Genomic DNA, 20366 nt, shown 5'->3' on the forward strand with positions numbered 1-20366 from the left:
TCTGGCAGGTGCGGGCGTTGTAGGCGCTTGCTGCGCACCACATTCCAATGTCGTCCCGGCGAAGGCCGGGACCCATAAACACCGAGAGAGGTTTGGCGAAGATTAGTGGCTCGGTACTCCACGACCCGCAATCGATAGATCACGCGGTATGGGTCCCGGCCTTCGCCGGGACGACATTGGAGATGCAGCGCGTCGCGACTCACCGCAAGCGACTATGTCGTCAGTCGCTCGCCATCATTGCCGACGATCCTGACCGGCACCACACTCCCCATACGCTCGCCCGCAATCGCCACCGGCAGATAATGCTCCGTCCGCCCCTGCTCCTCGCTCTCGATCAGCACCTCACGCGTGGCGCCGATCTCGGCTTGCAGCCGCCGCAGAAGCGCAGCCTCACCGGCCGCACGTAGCCGCTTCGCCCGTTCCTTGATTGCACCGCCCGCCACCTGCGGCATTCGCGCGGCCGGCGTGCCGGGGCGCGGCGAATAGGGGAAGACGTGGAGGAACGTCAGGCCGCATTCCCCGACCAGATCGAGCGAACGCGAGAACATCTCCTCGGTCTCGGTCGGAAAGCCCGCAATGATGTCGGCCCCCAGCGCGATATCCGGGCGCAGGCGACGGACCTGGTCGCAGAACGCGATTGCGTCGCCACGCGTATGCCGCCGCTTCATGCGCTTCAAGATCATGTCGTCGCCGGACTGCAGCGACAGGTGCAGATGCGGCATCAGCCGCGAATCCTCGGCGATGGCATCCAAGAGATCGCTGTCTGCCTCGATCGAATCGATCGATGAGATGCGCAGGCGCTTCAACTCCGGCACATGCCGCAAGATCTGCTTCGTCAGCATGCCGAGCTTCGGCGCGCCCGGCAGGTCCGAGCCGTAGCTGGTGAGGTCGACGCCGGTCAGCACGATCTCGGCATGGCCGCGCTCGACCAATGCCCGCACCTGATTGACCACCGCGCCCATCGGCACCGAGCGCGAATTGCCGCGGCCGAACGGGATGATGCAGAAGGTGCAGCGATGGTCGCAGCCGTTCTGCACCTGCACGAACACCCGCGGCAGGCCGCTCGCAAAGCCGTCGATGAGATGCGGCGCCATCTCCTTCACCGCCATGATGTCGCTGACGGCGATTTTTTCGTTGGCACCGAGATCGAACGCCGCACGCGCCTCGCGCCATGCGGACGACCGCATCTTGTCGTCATTGCCGACGACGCGATCGACCTCGGCCATCCCGGCGAACATGCCGCTTTGCGTCTGGGCGGCGCAACCGGTGACGACGATGCGCGCTCCCGGCCGCTCGCGCTTCAATTTGCGGATCGACTGCCTCGCCTGCGCCACCGCCTCGTTGGTGACGGCGCAGCTGTTGATGACGATGGTGTCGGAGAGCCCCGCGCCCTCGGCCTCGCGGCGGATCACCTCGGCCTCGAAGGCATTGAGGCGGCAGCCGAAGGTGACGATATCGACGCTCATCACCCGACCGGCGCGAACAGCGCCGGATCGAAACTGCCTTCATATTCGAAGGTTGCCGTGCCCGTCATCAGCACGTGATCGTCGCGCTCGCGCCATTCGATCCCGAGCTTGCCGCCAGGCAGCGTGATCTCGACATTGCGCTCGGCGCGCTTCAGCCGCGCCGCCGCAACCGCCGTGGCACATGCGGCCGAGCCGCAGGCCCTGGTCAGGCCGGCGCCGCGCTCCCAAGTGCGGATCGTGATGTGCTGGGGATCGACGATATGGGCGAGCGTGATGTTGGCGCGCTCCGGGAAGATCGGGTGATTTTCCAGCAGCGGACCGAAACGCTCGAGGTCGTAGGCATTGACGTCGTCGACCCAGAAGATCGCATGCGGATTGCCCATGCTGACCACCGAGGGCGAATGCAGGATCGGATTGTCGATCGGGCCGATCTGCAATTCGATGTAGCGGGTGTCGCGGAATTCCTGGTCGAGCGGAATGTCTTGCCAGGCGAATTTTGGCGCGCCCATGTCCACCGTATAAAGATCCGGCGCCGGACCCTGCCAGGCATTGAGCAGGCCCGCGGCCGTCTCGAACGTCGCATTGGTCTGGCCGGTCTTCTCGAAGATGCGGCGCACGACGCAGCGCATGCCGTTGCCGCAGGCGCCTGCCTCGGAGCCGTCACTGTTGTAGATGCTGATGAACGCTTCGGTGCCGTCGAAGCGCGGCTTCTGCAGCACCATGAGCTGGTCGTAGGGCACGCCGCCTCGCGCCGATGCCACCGCACGGGCATCGTCCGGGGTGACCTTTGAGGTGGAATCGCGCATGTCGACAACGACGATTTCGTTGCCGATGCCGTTCATCTTGGCAAATGCGTGGTTGGCCAGCGCGCTCATGAAAATTCCCGAATTTCGCCTGCCTTATATGGCGATCCTTGGCCCTCTTGGCCAGTGATTTGCCGACAAGAGCCAGGACGCTGCCATGACGCATCTGTCATGGGACGAATTCGGCGCTCGCGTGTTAGAACGGCGAAATTCGCGCGATCCGGGACATGCGGCCGGGGTTGAGGCTTCGGGGACGTAAGGCCTTGGCGGATAAGCTATTGGGGAGAATAAAAATGTTCAGGTTTCGTCGTCTCGCTTTGGCCGCGCTGATCCCGGCAGCGGCCTTGTCGTTTAGTCTGTCCGCCACGCTGGCCCAAACGCCGAGCCCGGCGCCGGCCGCATCGGCGAGCCCCTCGCCGGCCCCGTCTGCTTCGCCCGCCCCCGCGGCAAGTGCCTCACCCGCACCCGTGGCTACGCCCTCGCCGGCGGCAAGCGCCTCACCAAGCCCCGCAACGTCCCCTGCCACGTCCCCTGCAACCTCGCCATCGCCCGCTGCCAGTGCCTCACCCAGCCCCGCCGCCCCGCCGCCCGCTGCGGCCGCGACGCCGGCTCCCGTGCAGACCGCCGATCCCTTCGGCCAGGAGACCACGCTCGAGCCCAAGAAGGTCGTGATGGTCAAGGGCACTGCCAATTGGGACTCGGCCTTCGACACGCTGATCGACGCCTTCAAGGCGCTGAACACGCTTCTGGACAAGCAGGGCATCAAGCCCGCCGGCAATGCGATGATCGTCTACACCTCGACCGACGATACCGGCTTCACCTTCCTTGCCGAGATCCCGGTCGAGCAGGACCCGAAGAACCTGCCCAAGGACATGAGCGTCGGCAAATCGCCCGAGGGCAAGGCGCTGAAATTCGTCCATCGCGGCTCCTACGACAACATGGACAACACCTACGAGGCGATCACCAATCACCTCGACGACAAGAAGCTGGAAGCCAAGGACACCTTCATCGAGGAATACCTCACCGATCCCCTGAAGACGGCCGAGGACAAGCTCGTGATCAATGTTTTCGTGCCGCTGAAGTGAGACCGATGAAAAAGCCTGCCATCCTTTTGACCTCCCTTGTTACGTCCTTTGCCGCCGCGCTGCTGGCAACGCCTGCGCTCGCCGACGATTTTCCGTCGGCGATTTCGGTGAGCGGCGAAGCCACGATCTCCGCCGCGCCTGATCTCGCGCAGATCGACGCCGGCGTCGCCAACGACGCGAAGTCTGCCAAGGAAGCTTCCGACGCCAACAACGCCGCGATGGGCAAGGTGCTGCTGGCGCTGAAGGGCGCAGGCATTGACGAGAAGGATTACCAGACCTCGCGGCTGTCGCTGCAGCCGCAATACGGCCAGAACAAATCCACCGGCGCCTCGCCCGTGGTCGGCTTCCGCGCCTCTAACCGCGTCACCGTGAAGATCCGCGACGTGACCAAGGTCGCCGCTATCATCGACACGCTGGTCGGCGCCGGCGCCAACGATATCGGCAACATCTCCTTCGAGGTGACGCAGGCCTCGAAACTGCTCGACGATGCCCGCGAGAAGGCTGTCGCAGACGCCCGCCGCAAAGCGGAGATCTACGCCAAGGCCACCGGCGTCACGCTCGGCGCGCCGCTCAGCGTGTCCGAAGGCGGCGCCCCGATGCCGCTGTTCAAGGGACGCATGGCCGCAGCTCCCATGGCCGCACCGCAGGCCGCGGTCGCGCCGGGCGAGGAAACGCTGGCGGTAACGGTGAATGTGAGCTGGGCGATCAAGGCGGGGCCCTAGGCCGTACGAGGCACACTGCCGGCCACCACAACGGTGTCGTCCCGGCGCAGGCCGGGACCCATAACCACAGGGAGTGGTTGTGACGCGACACAGGTAACTCAGAATCTTCGCCAAACTTCTCCCTGCGGCTATGGGTCCCGGATCTGCGCTCCGCTTGTCCGGGACGACAGCGGAGATAAATCGCACGGAGGCGTCAGATCTCCACCACCTGCCCAGGCTTCATTGCCACGAACCGCTCCTGCGGAACCTTCGCGGCATCGAGCGCCCCGACCAGCGCCTGCGCTGGCGCGTCGATCGCTTCATCGGTCAGCTGAAACGTGCCGTGGTGATGCCCGAGTGCTTCCTGCGCGCCGCAATCCGCCAGCGCCTTCACCGCGTCTTCCGGGTTCATGTGCTGGTCGCGCATGAACCAGCGTGGCTCGTAAGCGCCGATCGGGAGGATCGCCAGGCGTAACGGCCCGTGCTTCTCGGCGACGCGGCGAAAATGCCCGCCATCGCCATAGCCGGAATCGCAGACGACGTAGATTTTCCCCGCAGGCGTCTCCAGCACGAAACTCGCCCAAAGCGCCTTGTTGCGATCAAACATGCCGCGCGCCGACCAGTGCCGGGTCGGCACCAGCGTCACGGCGATGCCGCCGCCGAGCTCGACGCGATCGTGCCAGTCGAACGCTTCCACCTTGATCGTCGCATCGGTACTGCGCATCGTGACGTCGTTGCCGAGCGGGGTCACCACACGCGGGGCAAAATTCTTGGCGAGCCGCGATAACGTCGCCATGTCGAGATGATCGTAATGGCCGTGCGAGACCAGCACGATATCGATCTTCGGCAAACGATCGAAGGCAATGCCGGGGTCGTTGTGCCGCTTCGGCCCGGCGAAGCTGACGGGCGAGACCCGCAACGACCAGACGGGATCGACGAGGATGTTGAGGCCGCCGGTCTGGATCAGCCAGCTGGCGTGGCCGACGAAGGAGAGCCGCACCTTGTCGCCATCAACGCGGTCCGGCGGGGTGTCGGCATGAGGGCTCGGCGCCCAGTCCGGCCAGGTCGCGCGCTGCCGCTTGCCGCCGAATTGCCAGCGCAGGACCTCACGAAGCGATTTCGGCGGCGCGCCGTCCGGATCGAAGAAGTTCAGGCCGTCGAAATGGTCGGAGACCGGGCCGTCATAGGTTTTCATGCGGGACATCCAAAGGGAGGGTACGCCGACCAATGCGCTGGCACCGACGAGCAGTCCGAAAAGGCGGCGGCGGGTGATCGGCACGGATCTGGCTTCAGGGATGGTCGAAGGGGCAGGACATCACCGCTATATGGGCGGGGCCTGCGGAAAAGGAACCCGCCGCCGGAAAGTTCATCTTTTCAAGGCTTTGCCTTCCAAAGCGGCCCCGGCCACCCTAACCTTCCTTGACTTTCGGGCGGGAGCGGCGTTTAACCCGGCCACTTTCTCGGAAAGGCTTTCTTTTCGACCCGCCCACTGGCCCCGGAGGCCAGAGGCCAACGCCCGACAGCGCTGTGCGCCCTCGGGCGTAAAGGTGTTTGGAAGATCGCTTCGCGAAGGTGTCATCCCGCGAAGGCGGGGGATCCAGTATTCCAGAGGCAGCTCGGCTTGAGCCGACGCGCCGCGGCGTACTGGATGCCCCCGGTCAAGCCGGGGCATGACGACGGTGAATACGGCAACCCTGCGTAGGCAGGACAAGGGACAACGGCATTGTTCGACAATCTGTCGGAACGGCTTGGCGGCATTCTCGATCGTCTGACGGGGCGCGGTGCGCTGACCGAAAAGGACGTCGACGCCGCGATGCGCGAGGTGCGCCGCGCGCTGCTGGAAGCCGACGTCGCGCTCGAAGTAGTGCGCAGCTTCACCGAGCGGGTCCGCGAGCAGGCGATCGGCGCCACCGTCGTCAAGTCGGTGACGCCAGGCCAGATGGTGGTCAAGATCGTCCATGACGAGCTGATCAACACGCTCGGCGCCGAAAGCCAGACCATCGATATCAATTCCGTGCCGCCGGTGCCGATCATGATGGTCGGCCTGCAAGGCTCCGGCAAGACCACCACCACCGCAAAGCTCGCCCGTCGCATGGTCCAGCGCGACAAGCGCAAGGTGCTGATGGCCTCGCTCGACATCTACCGTCCCGCGGCGATGGAGCAGCTGGCCGTCCTGGGCCGCGACCTCGACATTCCGACGCTGCCGATCGTCGCCGGCCAGCAGCCGGCACAGATCGCGAAGCGCGCGCTGGAGGCCGGCAAGCTCGGCGGCTACGACGTCGTGCTGCTCGACACCGCCGGCCGCACCACGCTCGACGAAGAGATGATGGCGGAAGCAGCGGCGATCAAAGCCGCCGCCAATCCGCATGAAGTGCTGCTGGTGGCAGACAGCCTCACCGGCCAGGACGCCGTCAACCTCGCCCGCGCGTTCGACGAGCGCGTCGGCCTCACCGGCATCGTGCTCACGCGAGTCGACGGCGACGGCCGCGGCGGCGCCGCGCTGTCGATGCGCGCGGTCACCGGCAAGCCGATCAAGCTGCTCGGTACCGGTGAAAAGACCGATGCGCTGGAGGATTTCCATCCCGACCGTATCGCCGGCCGCATCCTCGGCATGGGCGACGTGGTGTCGCTGGTCGAGCGCGCTGCCGCCAACATCGATGCCGAAAAGGCAGCGCGCACCGCCGAGCGGATGCGCAAGGGTCAGTTCGATCTCAACGACATGCGCGAGCAGCTATTGCAGATGGCCAATATGGGCGGCATCAGCGGGCTGATGGGCATGATGCCCGGCATCGCCAAGATGAAGAACCAGATCGCGGCCGCCGGCATCGACGACAAGATCTTGAAGCGCCAGGTCGCGGTGATCGATTCCATGACGCGCGACGAGCGCCGTCATCCCGATTTGCTCAAGGCCAGCCGCAAGAAGCGCATCGCCGCGGGTTCCGGCCAAAGCGTCGAGCAGGTCAACAAGCTGCTCAAGATGCACCGGAACATGGCCGATATGATGAAGGCCATGGGCTCCGGCAAGCGCGGTCCGCTCGCCGGCATCGCGCAGGCGATGGGCTTTGGCGGCGGCATGAAGCCGCCTTCGGCGGAAGAGATGAAGGCGCTGCAGGAGAAGATGCAGGGTGGCGGCGGACAAGGTCTGCCCAGCCTGCCGAAGGATTTACCTGCCGGGCTGCGCCAGGGTCTGCCTAACGTTCCGGGCCTGACCGGGCTGAGCGGCAAGCCGATGCTGCCGGGCCTCGGCGGTTTCCCGGGCAAGAAGAAATGAGGAATTCGTCGCGGGAGATCGCAACGGTCTCGCGCAACGCGGAATACCAATCAACCGAACAAAACGTACTTTGAAGGAGAACTTAGATGTCCGTCGTTATCCGTCTCGCCCGCGCCGGCACCAAGAAGCGTCCCGTCTATCACGTCGTCGTCGCCGATTCGCGCTTTCCCCGCGATGGCCGCTTCATCGAGCGTCTCGGTTATTTCAACCCGCTGCTGCCGAAGGATAACGAGACCCGTCTGAAGCTCGACATGGACAAGGTGAAGGCCTGGCTCGCCAAGGGCGCGCAGCCGTCCGACCGCGTGTCCCGCTTCCTCGACGCAGCCGGCGTCAAGAAGCGCGAAGTGCGCAACAATCCGGAGAAGGCCGTGCCGCGCAAGGAGCGCAAGGCGCAGGCCGAAGCCGCCGCGAAGGGTTAAGGCCAGATCATGCCGGCGCTGGTCTGCGTCGCGCGGATCGGCGCCGCGCATGGCGTGCGCGGCGCTGTCAAGCTGTGGACCTTTACCGAAGATCCATTTGCCGTGCGGACTTACGGTCTGCTCTCGTCCAAGGACGGCAAGCGCCGGTTCGAGGTCGCAACGGCGCGCGCGGCCAAGGATCATCTGGTTGCGACGTTCAAGGGCGTCACGACCCGCGATGAGGCCGAGCGCCTCAACGGCATCGAGCTTTACGTCGCGCGCGAAAAGCTGCCCGCGACGGACGAGGGCGAATATTACCACACCGATCTGATCGGGCTCGCCGCCGTCACCACGGCGGGCGATGCGCTCGGCCGCGTGCTCGCGATCCACAATTTCGGCGCCGGCGACATCATCGAGATCGCGCCGCCCAAGGGCACCACGATGCTGCTGCCGTTCACGGACGCGGTGGTGCCGGAGGTCGACATCGCCGGCGGCCGCGTCGTGATCGCGCTGCCGCAGGAGATCGAAGGTGAGGATCCCTCCCTGGGTCGTCCCGGCCTAGTGCGCAACTTGCGCACGGGGGGCCGGGACCCATAACCACAGGCCAGAATTTTTAGCTAAGCTGATCGCTCCAGCCGTCGCAAAACGAAATGCGGTGGTTATGGGTCCCGGATCTGCGCTCCGCTTGTCCGGGACGACAATAACTGAGATCCGATGACCAATCCCTCACCCTGGTGCGCGACGGTGCTGACGCTGTTCCCGGAGATGTTTCCGGGGCCGCTGGGCGTGAGCCTGGCCGGCCGGGCGCTGGCTGGCGGGCTCTGGGAGCTGGAGGCGCGGGACATCCGGTCCTCGGCCACCGACCGCCATCGCAGTGTCGATGACACCCCGGCCGGCGGCGGACCGGGCATGGTGCTTCGGGCCGATGTTCTGGCGGCTGCCATCGATGCCGCCGGGATCGGCCCGGACCGGCCGAAACTGCTGATGAGCCCGAGGGGTCGGCCATTGACCCAGGCCCGGGTCACGGACCTGGCCAAGGGCCCGGGTCCCCTGATCGTCTGCGGACGGTTCGAGGGAGTGGACCAGCGCGTGATCGACGGGCGGGGCCTGGAGGAGGTCTCGATCGGGGATTACGTGCTCTCCGGCGGTGAAATCGCGGCCCTGGCCCTGATCGACGCCTGTGTTCGGCTGCTGCCGGGCGTGATGGGCAAGGAAGCCTCGGGAACCGAGGAAAGCTTCTCCGACGGCCTGCTCGAATACCCTCAATACACCCGGCCGCAGCTGTTCGAGGGGGCACCCATTCCGGAGATTCTGACCTCCGGTGACCATGCCAAGGTCGCCAGCTGGCGGCGGGCTGAATCCGAGGCCCTGACGGCGGCCCGGCGACCGGATATGTGGGCCCAAATTCCGAGCAAAGCCCCGATTCGGGCCGGACGCCAAAAAACGCCAAAAAACAAGACAGACGGGTGACAAACGCTCCGGCTTGCCTTATAGCAGCGGCCACATCCGCAATGGCTGGATAAACGAATTTCGCGCAGCCCCCGTTTTCCAAGGCTGGGCGCGCCGATGGAGATTTACCCATGAACCTGATCCAACAGCTCGAAAAAGAGCAATTCGACAAGCTCTCCGCCAGCAAGGAGATCCCGGAGTTCGGCCCCGGCGATACCGTGATCGTCAACGTGAAGGTCGTCGAAGGCGACCGCACCCGCGTGCAGGCCTATGAAGGCGTCTGCATCGGCCGTTCCGGCGGCGGCCTCAACGAGAGCTTCACGGTGCGCAAGATTTCGTACGGCGAAGGCGTGGAGCGCGTGTTCCCGGTGATGTCGCCGATGATCGACTCGATCAAGGTGGTGCGCCGCGGCAAGGTGCGTCGCGCCAAGCTCTATTATCTCCGCAATCTTCGCGGCAAGTCGGCCCGCATCGTCGAGAAGAAGCAGGACCGCCCGGCTGCTGCCGTCAACGAGTAAGCTCCGCTTACAGGCGAGTTATCGAGAGCGCGGGGCAAAACCCCGCGCTTTTTTGTTGCGTCAGCCGTGCGCGTCAAAGCCCTCGCGATTCCAATTCGGCCTGCTATATATTCTTGGAATGTTTCCAGATTTGACCAGCCTCTCGCCCGTCAAGCGCGTCGTCATCGACGATCGCTCGCGGCTGCCCGGCCGGTTCTTCGGACGCTTCGCGACCTCGGCAACGTCAGAGCTTACGCGCGCAGCCTAAAAGCTGCGCTGACGATTTTGTTGCCCCGCGCGCCAGCCGCGCAACCCGCTCTACACAACATTCCTGGAGCTGACGCTCATGTCCAAGCCGACCACATTGTACGACAAGATCTGGAACGACCATCTGGTGCACGAAGCCGAGGACGGCACCTGCCTGCTCTATATCGATCGCCATCTGGTGCATGAGGTCACTTCACCGCAGGCGTTCGAAGGCCTGCGCGCCACCGGGCGCAAGGTCCACGCTCCGGAGAAGACGCTGGCCGTCGTCGATCACAACGTGCCGACCACGGACCGCACCAAGCCGAACCCCGACCCTGAAAGCATCGAGCAGATCAAGGCACTGGCCGACAACGCCAAGGAATTCGGCATCGAATATTACGACGAGTTCGACAAGCGTCAGGGCGTCGTCCACGTCATCGGACCCGAGCAGGGATTTACGCTGCCCGGCACCACCATCGTCTGCGGTGACAGCCACACCTCGACGCACGGTGCATTCGGCGCGCTCGCGCACGGCATCGGCACGTCGGAAGTCGAACATGTGCTGGCGACGCAGACGCTGATCCAGAAGAAGGCGAAGAACATGCGCGTCACCGTCGACGGCAAATTGCCCGACGGCGTGACCGGCAAGGACATCATCCTCGCGATCATCGGCGAGATCGGCACCGCGGGCGGCACCGGCTACGTGCTCGAATACGCCGGCGATGCGATCCGCGCACTGTCGATGGAAGGCCGCATGACGGTCTGCAACATGTCGATCGAAGGTGGCGCTCGCGCCGGCCTGGTCGCGCCGGACCAGAAGGCGTTCGACTTCCTGCGCGATCGTCCGAAGGCGCCGAAGGGCGCCGACTGGGATGCCGCGATGCGTTACTGGGAGAAATTGCGCTCGGATGAGGGCGCGCATTTCGACCACGAGCTGCGGCTCGATGCAGCGAAGCTGCCGCCGATCGTGACCTGGGGGACGAGCCCCGAAGACGTGATCTCGGTCACCGGCAGCGTGCCCGATCCCGACAAGATCGCCGACGAGGCCAAGCGCCTGTCGAAGCACCGCGCGCTGAAATATATGGGCCTGACCGCGGGGACGAAGATCACCGACATCAAGCTCGACCGCATCTTCATCGGCTCCTGCACCAACGGCCGTATCGAGGACTTACGCGCCGCCGCCAAGATCGCGGAAGGCAAGCAGGTCGCAGGCGGCGTCAACGCCATGGTCGTGCCGGGCTCCGGCCTCGTGAAGGAGCAGGCCGAGGCTGAAGGTCTGGACAAGATCTTCATCAAGGCCGGCTTCGAATGGCGCGAGCCCGGTTGCTCGATGTGCCTCGCGATGAACCCCGACAAGCTGGCTCCGGAAGAGCGCTGCGCCTCGACCTCGAACCGCAACTTCGAGGGCCGCCAGGGCTTCAAGGGCCGCACCCATCTGGTATCGCCGGCGATGGCGGCAGCCGCGGCGATCGCGGGTCACTTCGTCGACATCAGGGAGTGGCGGTGAGTCCAAGAGGCGACGCCCTTGCAGGGCGCCGCCTCATGCAACATCCTCTTGTACTAGCTTGCGGTGGCATATTTTTAGAACTAAGCTCCAAAGTTGCACAGGCGATGGAGGGGCTTATGGGACGTCGTACGCCGCGCATATTTCTGCTGCCGTTTTCGGCCGCGTTGGCATTTTTGAATCTTGCAATTGACCCGGCAGTCGCCGACGCGCCAAACGCGCAGGGAATACGCATCCAGCAAGAGGCTTTAATCTGGACTACAGACTACGAAGGCCTGATTGACGGTAAGAACGGCGATGAGACGACTAAGGCCATCAAGAAATTTCAGACAAGAATCGGCCATCCCGCGACCGGTAACTTGAACGATGAAGAGCTAGTCGCGCTTGTCAAGGAGGGCTTCAAAAACCGCGATGCAGTCAAGTTCGAGCAGTTCACGGATGCAGCTGCTGGAGTTTCGGTCGGAATACCAACAGGATTGGTCTCGACCCGAGCCGCAAAGGATTGGGGTAGCAGCTGGTCAAGTAAAAAAAACGGAATCGCCGTCGACACTCTGCGATTAAAGGATGTTTCGCTTCGCGACCTATATGAAAAGTTACTCAAAATAAACAACAGAACAATCGCATATCAAAGGTTCGTGGACGACAATTGGTTTGTGATCGCAGCGTTCGAAAAGGATGCAGCGATTTATGTTCGCGCAAACTTGGTACGAGTTTCCGGTCAATCGGACGAGATACGCGGCTTCTCAATTTGGATGGATGGCAAGCGTCCTTCGACTTATCAATCCATAGCTCCCGCGATGCTCTCCAGCTTCAGATCTAACAACGATGAAACAAGGGATGTTTCTTCTCTCGCAATAGGGGGCGAAAACGCTACAATCCTGAAGGATTATAAGAAGTTCGACTACGGTTATCGCAAGCCCCCGGAGATCATCGCTCCGATTGTCACACCGAATAGTAAACCGGCTACCTTGGACAAAAGTTGCTTTAATGGCCTAGGGGATTGCCCAATTAGCATCTTTGCTTTCAAGCCATAGTCATTGAGTAGTGAATATTGTCTGGTTCATTTCGGTTGAGGAAGCATGGTCGCAACTTGCTCGAGACGCACTTTGATCGCGGCAGGCCTCACCGCTGCGAGCGTTTGGCCTCAAAGAGTTGCGGCCCTGAATGATTCCAAAGTTCTTTCGTGCGGCTGTAGCAATGACGAGTTTATCAATCGACATCAGACCAAACGATCGAAGTCGGGCGACGATCGGTTTGATATAGCTCTGATTGAAGAGCTGAAAGCAATCGAACAGGTGATCCCCGGCATAAATCCCGGATTTCAATTTGTACAAGCACATAATGCTTTTACAACGGCAGAAACGGTTGTTCGGGGCACTCAGGGCACCGTCTGGATCGGCATCGATTTTGTTAGGAATCTCGCAGATCCGAGTAGTGCAAATGGAGGCATTGCAGTCGCTGGCGTTCTCGCTCACGAGTGCGCGCACGTTTTCCAACTTGCCAGCGCCGATTTGATAAAGGCACTTATGAAGGATCAAGCCAACGGCATGCTTGCCGAGCTCCACGCCGATTTCCTGGCCGGATACTATTTAGCTCGAAAGAGAAACGTTACGCCTGAATCGCTGACGATTATGCAGCGTGTGTTCGTCTACCAAGGCGCTTATGACCGAATGGATCCAAAGTATCATGGAACTCCGGGCTTGCGCGGAGCTGCGATGGATAGTGGTTATTTCGCTGCACAAGACAGGAAGACATTTTCGGAAGCATCCGCGATAGGAGCCAGATATGTTCGGGGCTTGGTATAGGAATTTCGCGTTAGCACAATTGTTCTTCTTGGCTTTTGTAGGCGATATCCTTGTTGGGACTCAGAATACTCTTGCCCAAACACTTCCACCGCCGCCTGAAATAAGAAATCCAAGCGTCGGCGCAAATCTCACAAGCTTCTTCACGAGTAAGACGCCATACGAGTTCTGGCTAACTTGCCTTATTTGCGTATTTGGTTTGGCTGTAATCTACGCACTTCTATTTGGGCTTCGTCGATCGACGAACGCTCGTCCGGAAGAAATCGCCCGTCCAATTATCATTATCACGGTTATCACCGGAACGATGATGCTTATTACCGTGGGATACAACAACGAACAGATTGCACCAGCATTTGGACTCTTTGGAACAATCGTTGGCTATATGCTCGGGCGCTTTGCGCAACCTCAGATCTCTGGCGGGGCTTCCGAAGAGAAGCAATGAGTTGGTCTAATTAGACGAATTTCTAATTCGGATACAGGTGAGATCGCCAATGTCGCGCGATAGATTTGGTTGGATATTTCTGGTCATCGGTCTGACGATAAGCATAGCGGCAACCGCCGACGAACGGGTTGTCCCGCGCCAGCCAATCGGTCCTCCGCAGGACTTTCAAATGCTTCCCGTGCAAAAATCGCCGCTGCCAAAAAACAACATTCGTATCGTGAACAAGGGGGATCAGAGGCTAAGTTTTTCTTATTGGGATGGGCGATCTGCGTGGCTGTCTCAATCAATTGACGTTCAAGGAACAACAGAGGTTTCATGCTCGACTTGTGATGGTGCCATCATCGTAGTCTACCATGACGGAACTCAGAACCAACGTGTATCGCTAGAAGGCGGCGGTACGTACTGGCTTGGCTGGTCTGCGTCGAAAAGGACTTGGCTGCTGTCCAATCCGCCAAACTAGAGGTCCACCCCATCCAACTTCTCAATCTCGATCAATCATGGAAACGGCCCGTTAGCCAGCAAGCGTCAGACTGGCTTTCGCGAAGCCCCTTCGCGAGGACACGAGCTCATGGCCAGCAAGCCTGAATATGTCGATCTGATCAGCGCGGCGACGCCCCAGCATCGGCGGCGCGCGGCACCGCTGCGGATGGTGGCCAGGCCCGAGGTCGAGGAGACATCAAAGCTCAGCCGCTGGCCGCCGGCGATGTTCAAGCAGTGGAAGCTGGAGAACCTCACACGCTGGACGTCGGCGACGTGGAAACTGAAGGATTGGCTTTAAGCCACCGGATGAACAAAGGGCGCCGTCGAGGCGCCCTTTTCATTTCGATCGTGCTTACCAATAGCGATACGGATGGTGCCAGCGATGCCAGCGGCAGACGCGGCGCGGGCCGTAATAGGTCCAGATGACCCGGCAGCGGCGCGGATGGCTGTAATAGGGATAGTAGCCGCCATAGTAGCGCCGGTGGAAATGGCGATGGCCGTAATAGGCGGGGCGATAGCCGCCATAGCGGTGATAGCCGCCGTAACGGTGAATTCCGCCGTAGCGATAACCGCCGCCATGAAAGGCGGGCGCGGCGCGGAAGCCACCACCGCGGAAGCCGCCGCCGTGGAAACCACCACCGTGGAAACCACCGCCGCGGAAGCCACCGATATGTCCGCCTCCACCATGGAAGCCGCCGCCGCCATGGAAGCCGCCGCCATGACCGCCGCCGCCGTGTCCGCCGCCGCCACCGTGGCGAACCGGGATCATGTCGTCGCTTGCGGCCTTTGCCGCCGGCAACGCCGTCGGATTGATTGGAGTCATGGCTTCAGCAGGACGCGTGGTCCCGGCCGACAGCATCAGCGTCGCGGCGGCCGCAATCCCGAGCAAGCGCATCGGGCTTGCCCTGAGACCCAATATTCTCAGCATGGACTTCTCCCTGAATCTGGACAGCGGAGTTGCGACGCTCGCTCCCGGCGCGCGTCATCCCTGTTCATTGGCGGTCGCTCCCAAGATTAAATTAGGGACAGCGACGTGAATGCCTCATGAATGAACGAGGAGCCCGGTGTCGTGTCGCGATGTCACCACCAGGGCCCGAAGCCCAGCACGAACGGTGCGGGCACGCCGTAAGGATAAGGGCGGTAGTAGACAGGCCGGGCGTAGTAATGCGGATCAGGACGCGGAGCGTATCGCACGACGTCGGACCGCACATGTCGGCGCCCGTCGAACACCGCGCGCCCGGCCGACGCATCGGGCAGCTTCGTCACCCTGTGCGCAGCGGACGCGTGAGGCAGGCCTGCGGCAAGCCCGACGGCAACCGCCAATGTGAACCATCTCGTCATGACGACCTCCGCCTCAGGCGCGCGACGGCATCGCGCTCGTATCAGCCCCGGCGCCAGTAGCAGCTCATATGCGGCACGATCACCGTGCCGCTGGGGCGATACTCCTGCACATAGGTGGCGTTGCACTCGCGGACCGCATCGGGACCGGGGTTGTAGCGGGGATAGACGCCGTCCGGACTGTAATAGGGCGTGACGCGCAGGCGCGCCGGGGGCCGCTTGCGCGGCGGCGGCAGATCGTCTCGCGAGGCCGCTTGGGCCAGCCTGATCCCGGGAGCCGCGGTCTGGGCCGCCGCGCCAACGCAAAACTGCGAAAACAACCCCATGCACAGTAGCGTCAGCGCTGTTTTCGCTCGCATTTTTCCGCCCATTTGAACGTCCACTTCGAGCCCCTACGCTCCCCGTTTTGACGGCGCCCGTCAACCTCGCCGCGCTTATAAAGCCGGATGCATCGCTGCGAAACCCACGCTATGAGAGGCCCATGTGGACGGAATTGAAAGCGCCCTCGCTGGCCGAGATGGAAGCGATGGCGCACGAAGTGTTCGAACGCCTGCCGGCGGAGTTTCGTAGGCTATGCGAGGGCGTGATCATCCGCGTCGACGACTTCCCCACCGAGGAGGTCCTGGACGAGATGGCATGCGAGAGCGAGTTCGACCTGCTCGGCCTGTTCCAGGGCGTCGGCCTGCCGCAGCAGAGTTTTGCCGACGTGGCGCGGCTGCCCAACATGGTCTGGCTCTACCGCCGGTCGATCCTGGATTACTGGGCCGAGCACGACGAAAGCCTCGGCCATATCGTCCGCCACGTCCTGATCCACGAGATCGGCCATCATTTCGGCCTCTCGGACGACGATATGGCCGCGATCGAGGCTCAAGAGCCGGGTTGAGCAGAGAGGCCCGTTAGACAGACGAGATCTGCCGAATTCGGCCTAGGATTTCGGCCCCGATCGCGATAAATACCGGTTCCCTAGACCATCCCGGGAAAGCGCAACCATGGACAAGTTCACCACGCTGGAAGGCGTCGCGGCGCCGCTGAAGATCATCAATGTCGACACCGACATGATCATTCCGAAGCAGTACCTCAAAACCATCAAGCGCACCGGCCTTGGCAAGGGGCTCTTCTCCGAGCAGCGCTACAAGGACGACGGCAGCGAGAATCCGGATTTCGTGCTGAACCAACCCGCCTATCGCAATGCGAAGGTGCTGGTCGCTGGCGACAATTTCGGCTGCGGCTCGAGCCGCGAGCACGCGCCCTGGGCGCTGCTCGACTTCGGCATCCGCTGCGTGATCTCGACCTCGTTCGGCGACATCTTCTACAACAACTGCTTCAAGAACGGCATTCTGCCGATCCGCGTTGCCCAGGAAGACCTCGACAAGCTGTTCGACGACGCCGAGCGCGGCGCCAACGCGACGCTGACGATCGACCTGCCGAACCAGGAGATCCGCGGTCCCGACGGCGGCAAGGTCAAGTTCGAGATCGACCCGTTCCGCAAGCACTGCCTGATCAACGGCCTCGACGACATCGGCCTGACGATGGAGAAGAAGGCCTCGATCGACACCTATGAGGACAAGCTCAAGCGCGAACGCGCCTGGGCCTGAGGTTGATCTGAGTTTCGAGCCCCGGTGCTGACAGCGCCGGGGCTTTTTCTTTGCCAGCGTTGTCCTCTATAGCTTGCGCCCATGTTGCCTGACATCGTCACCTTCTGGCACGGCCCAATGGATGCCCTGCGCCGGACCTGTCTGCGCTCGCAGCTGGCTGCCGGCCACAAGGTCACGGTCTACAGCTTCGACACCATTCCCGGCCTGCCCGCAGGCATCGCGAATGCGGATGCCGAGGCGATCCTGCCGCATGCGTTCTCCGAACGATTGCGACCGCCGCAGCCGGACGGCAGCTGGCGCGACTGGACCACGCTTCAGTTCAGCGACTTCTTCCGCATGAAGCTGATGGCGAAGGGCCTCGGCCTCTGGCTCGATGCAGACGTGCTGCTGCTCAGGCCGGTCGAGATCGATCCGGCAAAGTCCTACTTCGCGTGGGAGCGGCCGCGCCAGCTCGGCAACTCCGTGATTTACCTTCCGCCCGAACACGGCATCGTTGCCGCCTTCGAAGAGCTGATGGAGCAGGAGGAGCTGACGCCGAACTGGCTGTCGTTGCGCCATCGCGTCACGTTTGCGATGCGCCGCCTGCGCGGCGGCTCGAACCGCCTCTCCGACATCCGCGTCGCGATCTTCGGGCCGGCGGCACTCACCGCGCTCGCGCGCCGGACCGGCGAGCTGCAAAACGCACTGCCGAAGCAATCGTTCTACGCCGTGCATGCCGAGCCAAAGCTGTTCTTCGATCCCTCGAGCTATCTCGGCCTCGTCACCGACCGCGACATCATCGGCCTGCACATCTCGCCCAAGGGCCGCGGCGGCGAGAAGCCGATCCCGGGCAGCCTGTATGCGTGGGCGGCGGAGCGGTTTGGGTAACTCTCCCCTGTGCCCTGGGGAAACCGCATAGAAACTTCGTAAAAGGTCGTCATGCCCGGACTTGTCCCGGGCATCCACGTTCTTCGCGCTACCCGGTAAGGCGTGGATGGCCGGGTCAAGCCCGGCCATGACGATGTGGAAGGATTTGCGCCTGACAGGCGATCACGTTGCACCCGTCGCCCACACGCTGCAGCGCATCCGGGACACAGGATTCCAATTTGATCCAGCGCAACGCGCACCTGCACCATTGTGCCTAGTCTTGCTCCAATTCCGCCGTTCGAATGGAGCTTCGCATGAGCACCGCAACCAGGCCTTATCCCATTGTCCAGGACCTCATCGAGTCCTTTGCAAGCTGGCTGAAGCATCGCCGCGAGCTGAACGAGATCCGGCAGCTCGACCGGGCCGATTTCGACCGGATCGCGCAAGACTTGCGGATCGCGCCTGACGATCTGGAGGAGCTGGTCCGTCACGGCAAGCACTCCGCCGACGAGCTGCCGAAGATGCTCGAGCAGCTCGGCATCAGCGCCGAAGGGCTCGGCCGCGCGCATCCGCTGCTGCTGCGCGACATGGAGCGGGTGTGCGCACTTTGCAGCCACAAGGGCCAGTGCGATCGCGAGCTGGCCGACGGCACCGCCGTGGAGAACTACCACGGCTTCTGCGCCAATGCCTCGACGCTGGAATCGCTCGATCGTGCCGCGATCGTGCCGCGGTGACGCGCGCTTACACGATCCAGTCTGGCGCGTGAGGCAGCTCGTCGCTCTCAGCCGCATCGTGATTGATCCAGATCTCGGCATTCTCGGAGCGAAGCAGCTCGACCACTTTGGCCATGGACGCGACCGTTGCCTGCGGGTCGGCATTGAAGGACGGCACGCGCATGTGCCGGAGGTTCTCGCGATTGTGCGCGACGTCGCCGCTCAGCAGCACGGCGCCGCGCCGCGGTAGCCTCACCATCAGCGAGCAATGCCCGAGAGTATGGCCCGGCGTGAAGATCATGCGCACAGCGCCGTCGCCGAATACGTCGTGGTCACCATCGACGATCTCGTAAGGCCGCTCCTTCAACGATTTGTAGTGCTGTAGCGAATAGCCGAATTCTTCAGGGTCCGGTCCGAACATGGCCTCGAATTCAGCCCGCTGCGCGATCCATCTTGCATTCTCGAACAGATTGACGTTTCCGATATGATCGAAATGCGCGTGCGAAAGCAGGATCGTGCTGATGTCGCGGGGCCGCACCCCGATTTCGTCCAATTGGTCCGCGATGGGACGACGCACGACGCCGCGTATGCCATGCGCGATGATGCGTCCTTCCGGATGCTTCGATAGCGCATCCTCGATTCCCGTATCCCAGATCAGCCATTCGGCACGATGACTGACGAGATAGGCATTGCAGCTCAACGTCATGGGGACGCCGACATTGATGCCGGGAGAATAGATCGAACCGTCCGAGACCTGCGCAATGCCGCCGTCGAGGATGTAGAGTCTGTCAACCGTCGCCATTGGGGAACTCATCAAGCCGCCGATTCAATCCGCCGCTTCGCCTCGCGCATGTCGCGTCCAGGCGGCATGCCGAACAGCCGGGAATATTCTCGCGTGAACTGCGTGATGCTTTCGTAGCCGACCTGATGAGCCGCGGTCGCGATCTGCGCACCGTCGGCCAGCATCGCGCGGCGGGCTTCGATCAGGCGAAGCTGTTTCTGAAACTGTAGCGGGGTCAGCGAAGTGACGCTCCGGAAGTGCGCGTGAAATGCCGACGGGCTCATCGCCGCGGCCTTGGCCAATCGATCGACGCGCAACGGCTTGGCATAGCCGGCACGAATGAGCGCAACCGCGCGGCCGATCCGCTGTGCATGGCTATCGGCAATTCCGAGCGCCCTGATGGCTCCACCGTGGCGGCCGGCCAACAGCCAATAATGCAGCTCTCGCATCAGCTGGCCGCGCAAGATCGGCAAGGCCGAGGGACGGTCGATCAGGCGCAGCAGCCGGAGCGCTGCGTCCGCGAGTTCCTGCTCTGTCGGCTCGACCCGCAGCGGCCGGGACGGAATGAACGGGAGCGAACCCATCTCGACCACCAGCCCCTCGATGATTGTGGGGTCGAGCTCGACGACGAGCGAAAGATAGGGCGTGGCCGCCGTCGCGCGCGTGATCTGGCTGACCGTCGGCACATCACTCGCAATCAACAAGGAATCGCCTGCACCGAAGTCGAAGGACGTCCGGCCGGTCGCCACACGTTTGGCGCCTTGCAAGACCAGTGCGACCAGAGGCCTGGAGATTGCGTACAGGAGCGCACTCGGCGCGGCCTCGCGGATGATCGAGACGCCGGCGAAGGGCGTGGAGGCGATGCCCTTGTCGTCGGCGTGAGCCGCGGAATAACGACTGGCGATCTGGAGCAGCGTTTCGGTCACGCGCCAATTTTAGGCCGAGCCCG

25 protein-coding genes are annotated in these 20366 nt (G+C 62.8%); 17 read left to right on the plus strand and 8 right to left on the minus strand.

Annotated features, from left to right (window positions below):
- Positions 1–212: 212 nt before the first annotated feature.
- Both mtaB and dapF read right to left on the minus strand, forming a co-directional pair.
- Positions 213–1466, minus strand: coding sequence for a tRNA (N(6)-L-threonylcarbamoyladenosine(37)-C(2))-methylthiotransferase MtaB (gene mtaB, locus AC0L3P_RS33970; protein WP_473308633.1), 1254 nt, complete (start codon positions 1464–1466; stop codon positions 213–215).
- A complete protein-coding gene (gene dapF / locus AC0L3P_RS33975; protein WP_354209669.1) occupies positions 1466–2341 on the minus strand; it encodes a diaminopimelate epimerase in 876 nt (291 codons plus the stop codon). Before dapF ends, mtaB begins: the two co-directional genes overlap by 1 nt.
- A gap of 221 nt (positions 2342–2562) precedes the next feature.
- Between dapF and AC0L3P_RS33980 the strand changes: the two genes are divergently transcribed.
- Both AC0L3P_RS33980 and AC0L3P_RS33985 read left to right on the plus strand, forming a co-directional pair.
- A complete protein-coding gene (locus AC0L3P_RS33980) occupies positions 2563–3354 on the plus strand; it encodes a GyrI-like domain-containing protein (RefSeq protein ID WP_473308634.1) in 792 nt (263 codons plus the stop codon).
- A gap of 5 nt (positions 3355–3359) precedes the next feature.
- A complete protein-coding gene (locus tag AC0L3P_RS33985) occupies positions 3360–4076 on the plus strand; it encodes an SIMPL domain-containing protein (RefSeq protein WP_275174629.1) in 717 nt (238 codons plus the stop codon).
- Positions 4077–4269: 193 nt separating this feature from the next.
- Here AC0L3P_RS33985 and AC0L3P_RS33990 read toward each other — a convergent pair whose 3' ends face one another.
- Positions 4270–5334 (minus strand): MBL fold metallo-hydrolase, encoded by a 1065-nt coding sequence (locus AC0L3P_RS33990; RefSeq protein ID WP_473308635.1) that lies wholly within the window; start codon positions 5332–5334, stop codon positions 4270–4272.
- A gap of 444 nt (positions 5335–5778) precedes the next feature.
- Between AC0L3P_RS33990 and ffh the strand changes: the two genes are divergently transcribed.
- The 11 genes from ffh to AC0L3P_RS34045 all read left to right on the plus strand — a co-directional run bounded on the left by ffh (position 5779) and on the right by AC0L3P_RS34045 (position 14442).
- A complete protein-coding gene (gene ffh, locus AC0L3P_RS33995; RefSeq protein ID WP_473308636.1) occupies positions 5779–7326 on the plus strand; it encodes a signal recognition particle protein in 1548 nt (515 codons plus the stop codon).
- Positions 7327–7412: 86 nt separating this feature from the next.
- Complete coding sequence (gene rpsP / locus AC0L3P_RS34000) at positions 7413–7745, plus strand: 30S ribosomal protein S16 (protein WP_007598827.1); 333 nt, start codon at positions 7413–7415, stop codon at positions 7743–7745.
- Between the two features lie 9 nt (positions 7746–7754).
- On the plus strand, positions 7755–8321 hold the full coding sequence (gene rimM, locus AC0L3P_RS34005; protein ID WP_473308637.1) for a ribosome maturation factor RimM: 567 nt from the start codon (positions 7755–7757) through the stop codon (positions 8319–8321).
- A 117-nt stretch (positions 8322–8438) separates the two neighbouring features.
- Positions 8439–9194, plus strand: a complete 756-nt coding sequence (gene trmD, locus AC0L3P_RS34010; protein WP_354064714.1) for a tRNA (guanosine(37)-N1)-methyltransferase TrmD — start codon at positions 8439–8441, stop codon at positions 9192–9194.
- Positions 9195–9304: 110 nt separating this feature from the next.
- Complete coding sequence (gene rplS / locus AC0L3P_RS34015) at positions 9305–9691, plus strand: 50S ribosomal protein L19 (RefSeq protein ID WP_007604265.1); 387 nt, start codon at positions 9305–9307, stop codon at positions 9689–9691.
- A 325-nt stretch (positions 9692–10016) separates the two neighbouring features.
- Positions 10017–11423 (plus strand): 3-isopropylmalate dehydratase large subunit, encoded by a 1407-nt coding sequence (gene leuC, locus AC0L3P_RS34020; protein WP_275174624.1) that lies wholly within the window; start codon positions 10017–10019, stop codon positions 11421–11423.
- Between the two features lie 35 nt (positions 11424–11458).
- Entirely contained in the window at positions 11459–12454 is a 996-nt protein-coding gene (locus tag AC0L3P_RS34025) for a peptidoglycan-binding domain-containing protein (RefSeq protein ID WP_473308638.1), read from the plus strand.
- Between the two features lie 72 nt (positions 12455–12526).
- A complete protein-coding gene (locus AC0L3P_RS34030; protein ID WP_473308639.1) occupies positions 12527–13225 on the plus strand; it encodes a hypothetical protein in 699 nt (232 codons plus the stop codon).
- On the plus strand, positions 13206–13664 hold the full coding sequence (locus AC0L3P_RS34035; RefSeq protein ID WP_473308640.1) for a hypothetical protein: 459 nt from the start codon (positions 13206–13208) through the stop codon (positions 13662–13664). Before AC0L3P_RS34030 ends, AC0L3P_RS34035 begins: the two co-directional genes overlap by 20 nt.
- Positions 13665–13713: 49 nt before the next feature.
- Entirely contained in the window at positions 13714–14124 is a 411-nt protein-coding gene (locus AC0L3P_RS34040) for a hypothetical protein (RefSeq protein ID WP_473308641.1), read from the plus strand.
- Between the two features lie 108 nt (positions 14125–14232).
- Positions 14233–14442, plus strand: coding sequence for a hypothetical protein (locus AC0L3P_RS34045; RefSeq protein ID WP_473308642.1), 210 nt, complete (start codon positions 14233–14235; stop codon positions 14440–14442).
- 54 nt (positions 14443–14496) lie between these two features.
- Here the strand turns inward: AC0L3P_RS34045 and AC0L3P_RS34050 are convergent, their stop codons facing one another.
- The 3 genes from AC0L3P_RS34050 to AC0L3P_RS34060 form a co-directional block, all read right to left on the minus strand.
- On the minus strand, positions 14497–15072 hold the full coding sequence (locus AC0L3P_RS34050) for a hypothetical protein (RefSeq protein ID WP_473308643.1): 576 nt from the start codon (positions 15070–15072) through the stop codon (positions 14497–14499).
- Between the two features lie 152 nt (positions 15073–15224).
- Positions 15225–15485, minus strand: a complete 261-nt coding sequence (locus tag AC0L3P_RS34055) for a hypothetical protein (RefSeq protein ID WP_473308644.1) — start codon at positions 15483–15485, stop codon at positions 15225–15227.
- A gap of 41 nt (positions 15486–15526) precedes the next feature.
- On the minus strand, positions 15527–15808 hold the full coding sequence (locus AC0L3P_RS34060; RefSeq protein WP_473308665.1) for a hypothetical protein: 282 nt from the start codon (positions 15806–15808) through the stop codon (positions 15527–15529).
- 155 nt (positions 15809–15963) lie between these two features.
- Here AC0L3P_RS34060 and AC0L3P_RS34065 point away from each other — a divergent pair, with 155 nt between their 5' ends.
- The 4 genes from AC0L3P_RS34065 (at position 15964) to AC0L3P_RS34080 (ending at position 18657) form a co-directional block, all read left to right on the plus strand.
- The gene (locus AC0L3P_RS34065) at positions 15964–16365 is read left to right on the plus strand and encodes a metallopeptidase family protein (protein WP_473308645.1); all 402 of its coding nucleotides are present in this window, start codon (positions 15964–15966) and stop codon (positions 16363–16365) included.
- A gap of 106 nt (positions 16366–16471) precedes the next feature.
- Positions 16472–17077, plus strand: a complete 606-nt coding sequence (gene leuD / locus AC0L3P_RS34070) for a 3-isopropylmalate dehydratase small subunit (RefSeq protein WP_018459795.1) — start codon at positions 16472–16474, stop codon at positions 17075–17077.
- Positions 17078–17158: 81 nt separating this feature from the next.
- Positions 17159–17944, plus strand: coding sequence for a glycosyltransferase family 32 protein (locus tag AC0L3P_RS34075; protein WP_473308646.1), 786 nt, complete (start codon positions 17159–17161; stop codon positions 17942–17944).
- A gap of 293 nt (positions 17945–18237) precedes the next feature.
- Positions 18238–18657 (plus strand): hypothetical protein, encoded by a 420-nt coding sequence (locus AC0L3P_RS34080; protein ID WP_473308647.1) that lies wholly within the window; start codon positions 18238–18240, stop codon positions 18655–18657.
- Positions 18658–18664: 7 nt separating this feature from the next.
- On the opposite strand, the gene AC0L3P_RS34085 is transcribed toward AC0L3P_RS34080, so the two are convergent.
- The gene (locus AC0L3P_RS34085) at positions 18665–19438 is read right to left on the minus strand and encodes an N-acyl homoserine lactonase family protein (RefSeq protein ID WP_473308648.1); all 774 of its coding nucleotides are present in this window, start codon (positions 19436–19438) and stop codon (positions 18665–18667) included.
- Positions 19439–19449: 11 nt separating this feature from the next.
- Positions 19450–20343, minus strand: coding sequence for an AraC family transcriptional regulator (locus AC0L3P_RS34090; protein ID WP_473308649.1), 894 nt, complete (start codon positions 20341–20343; stop codon positions 19450–19452).
- Between the last annotated feature and the right edge of the window lie 23 nt (positions 20344–20366).

Source organism: Bradyrhizobium sp. WSM4874, from assembly GCF_055811835.1.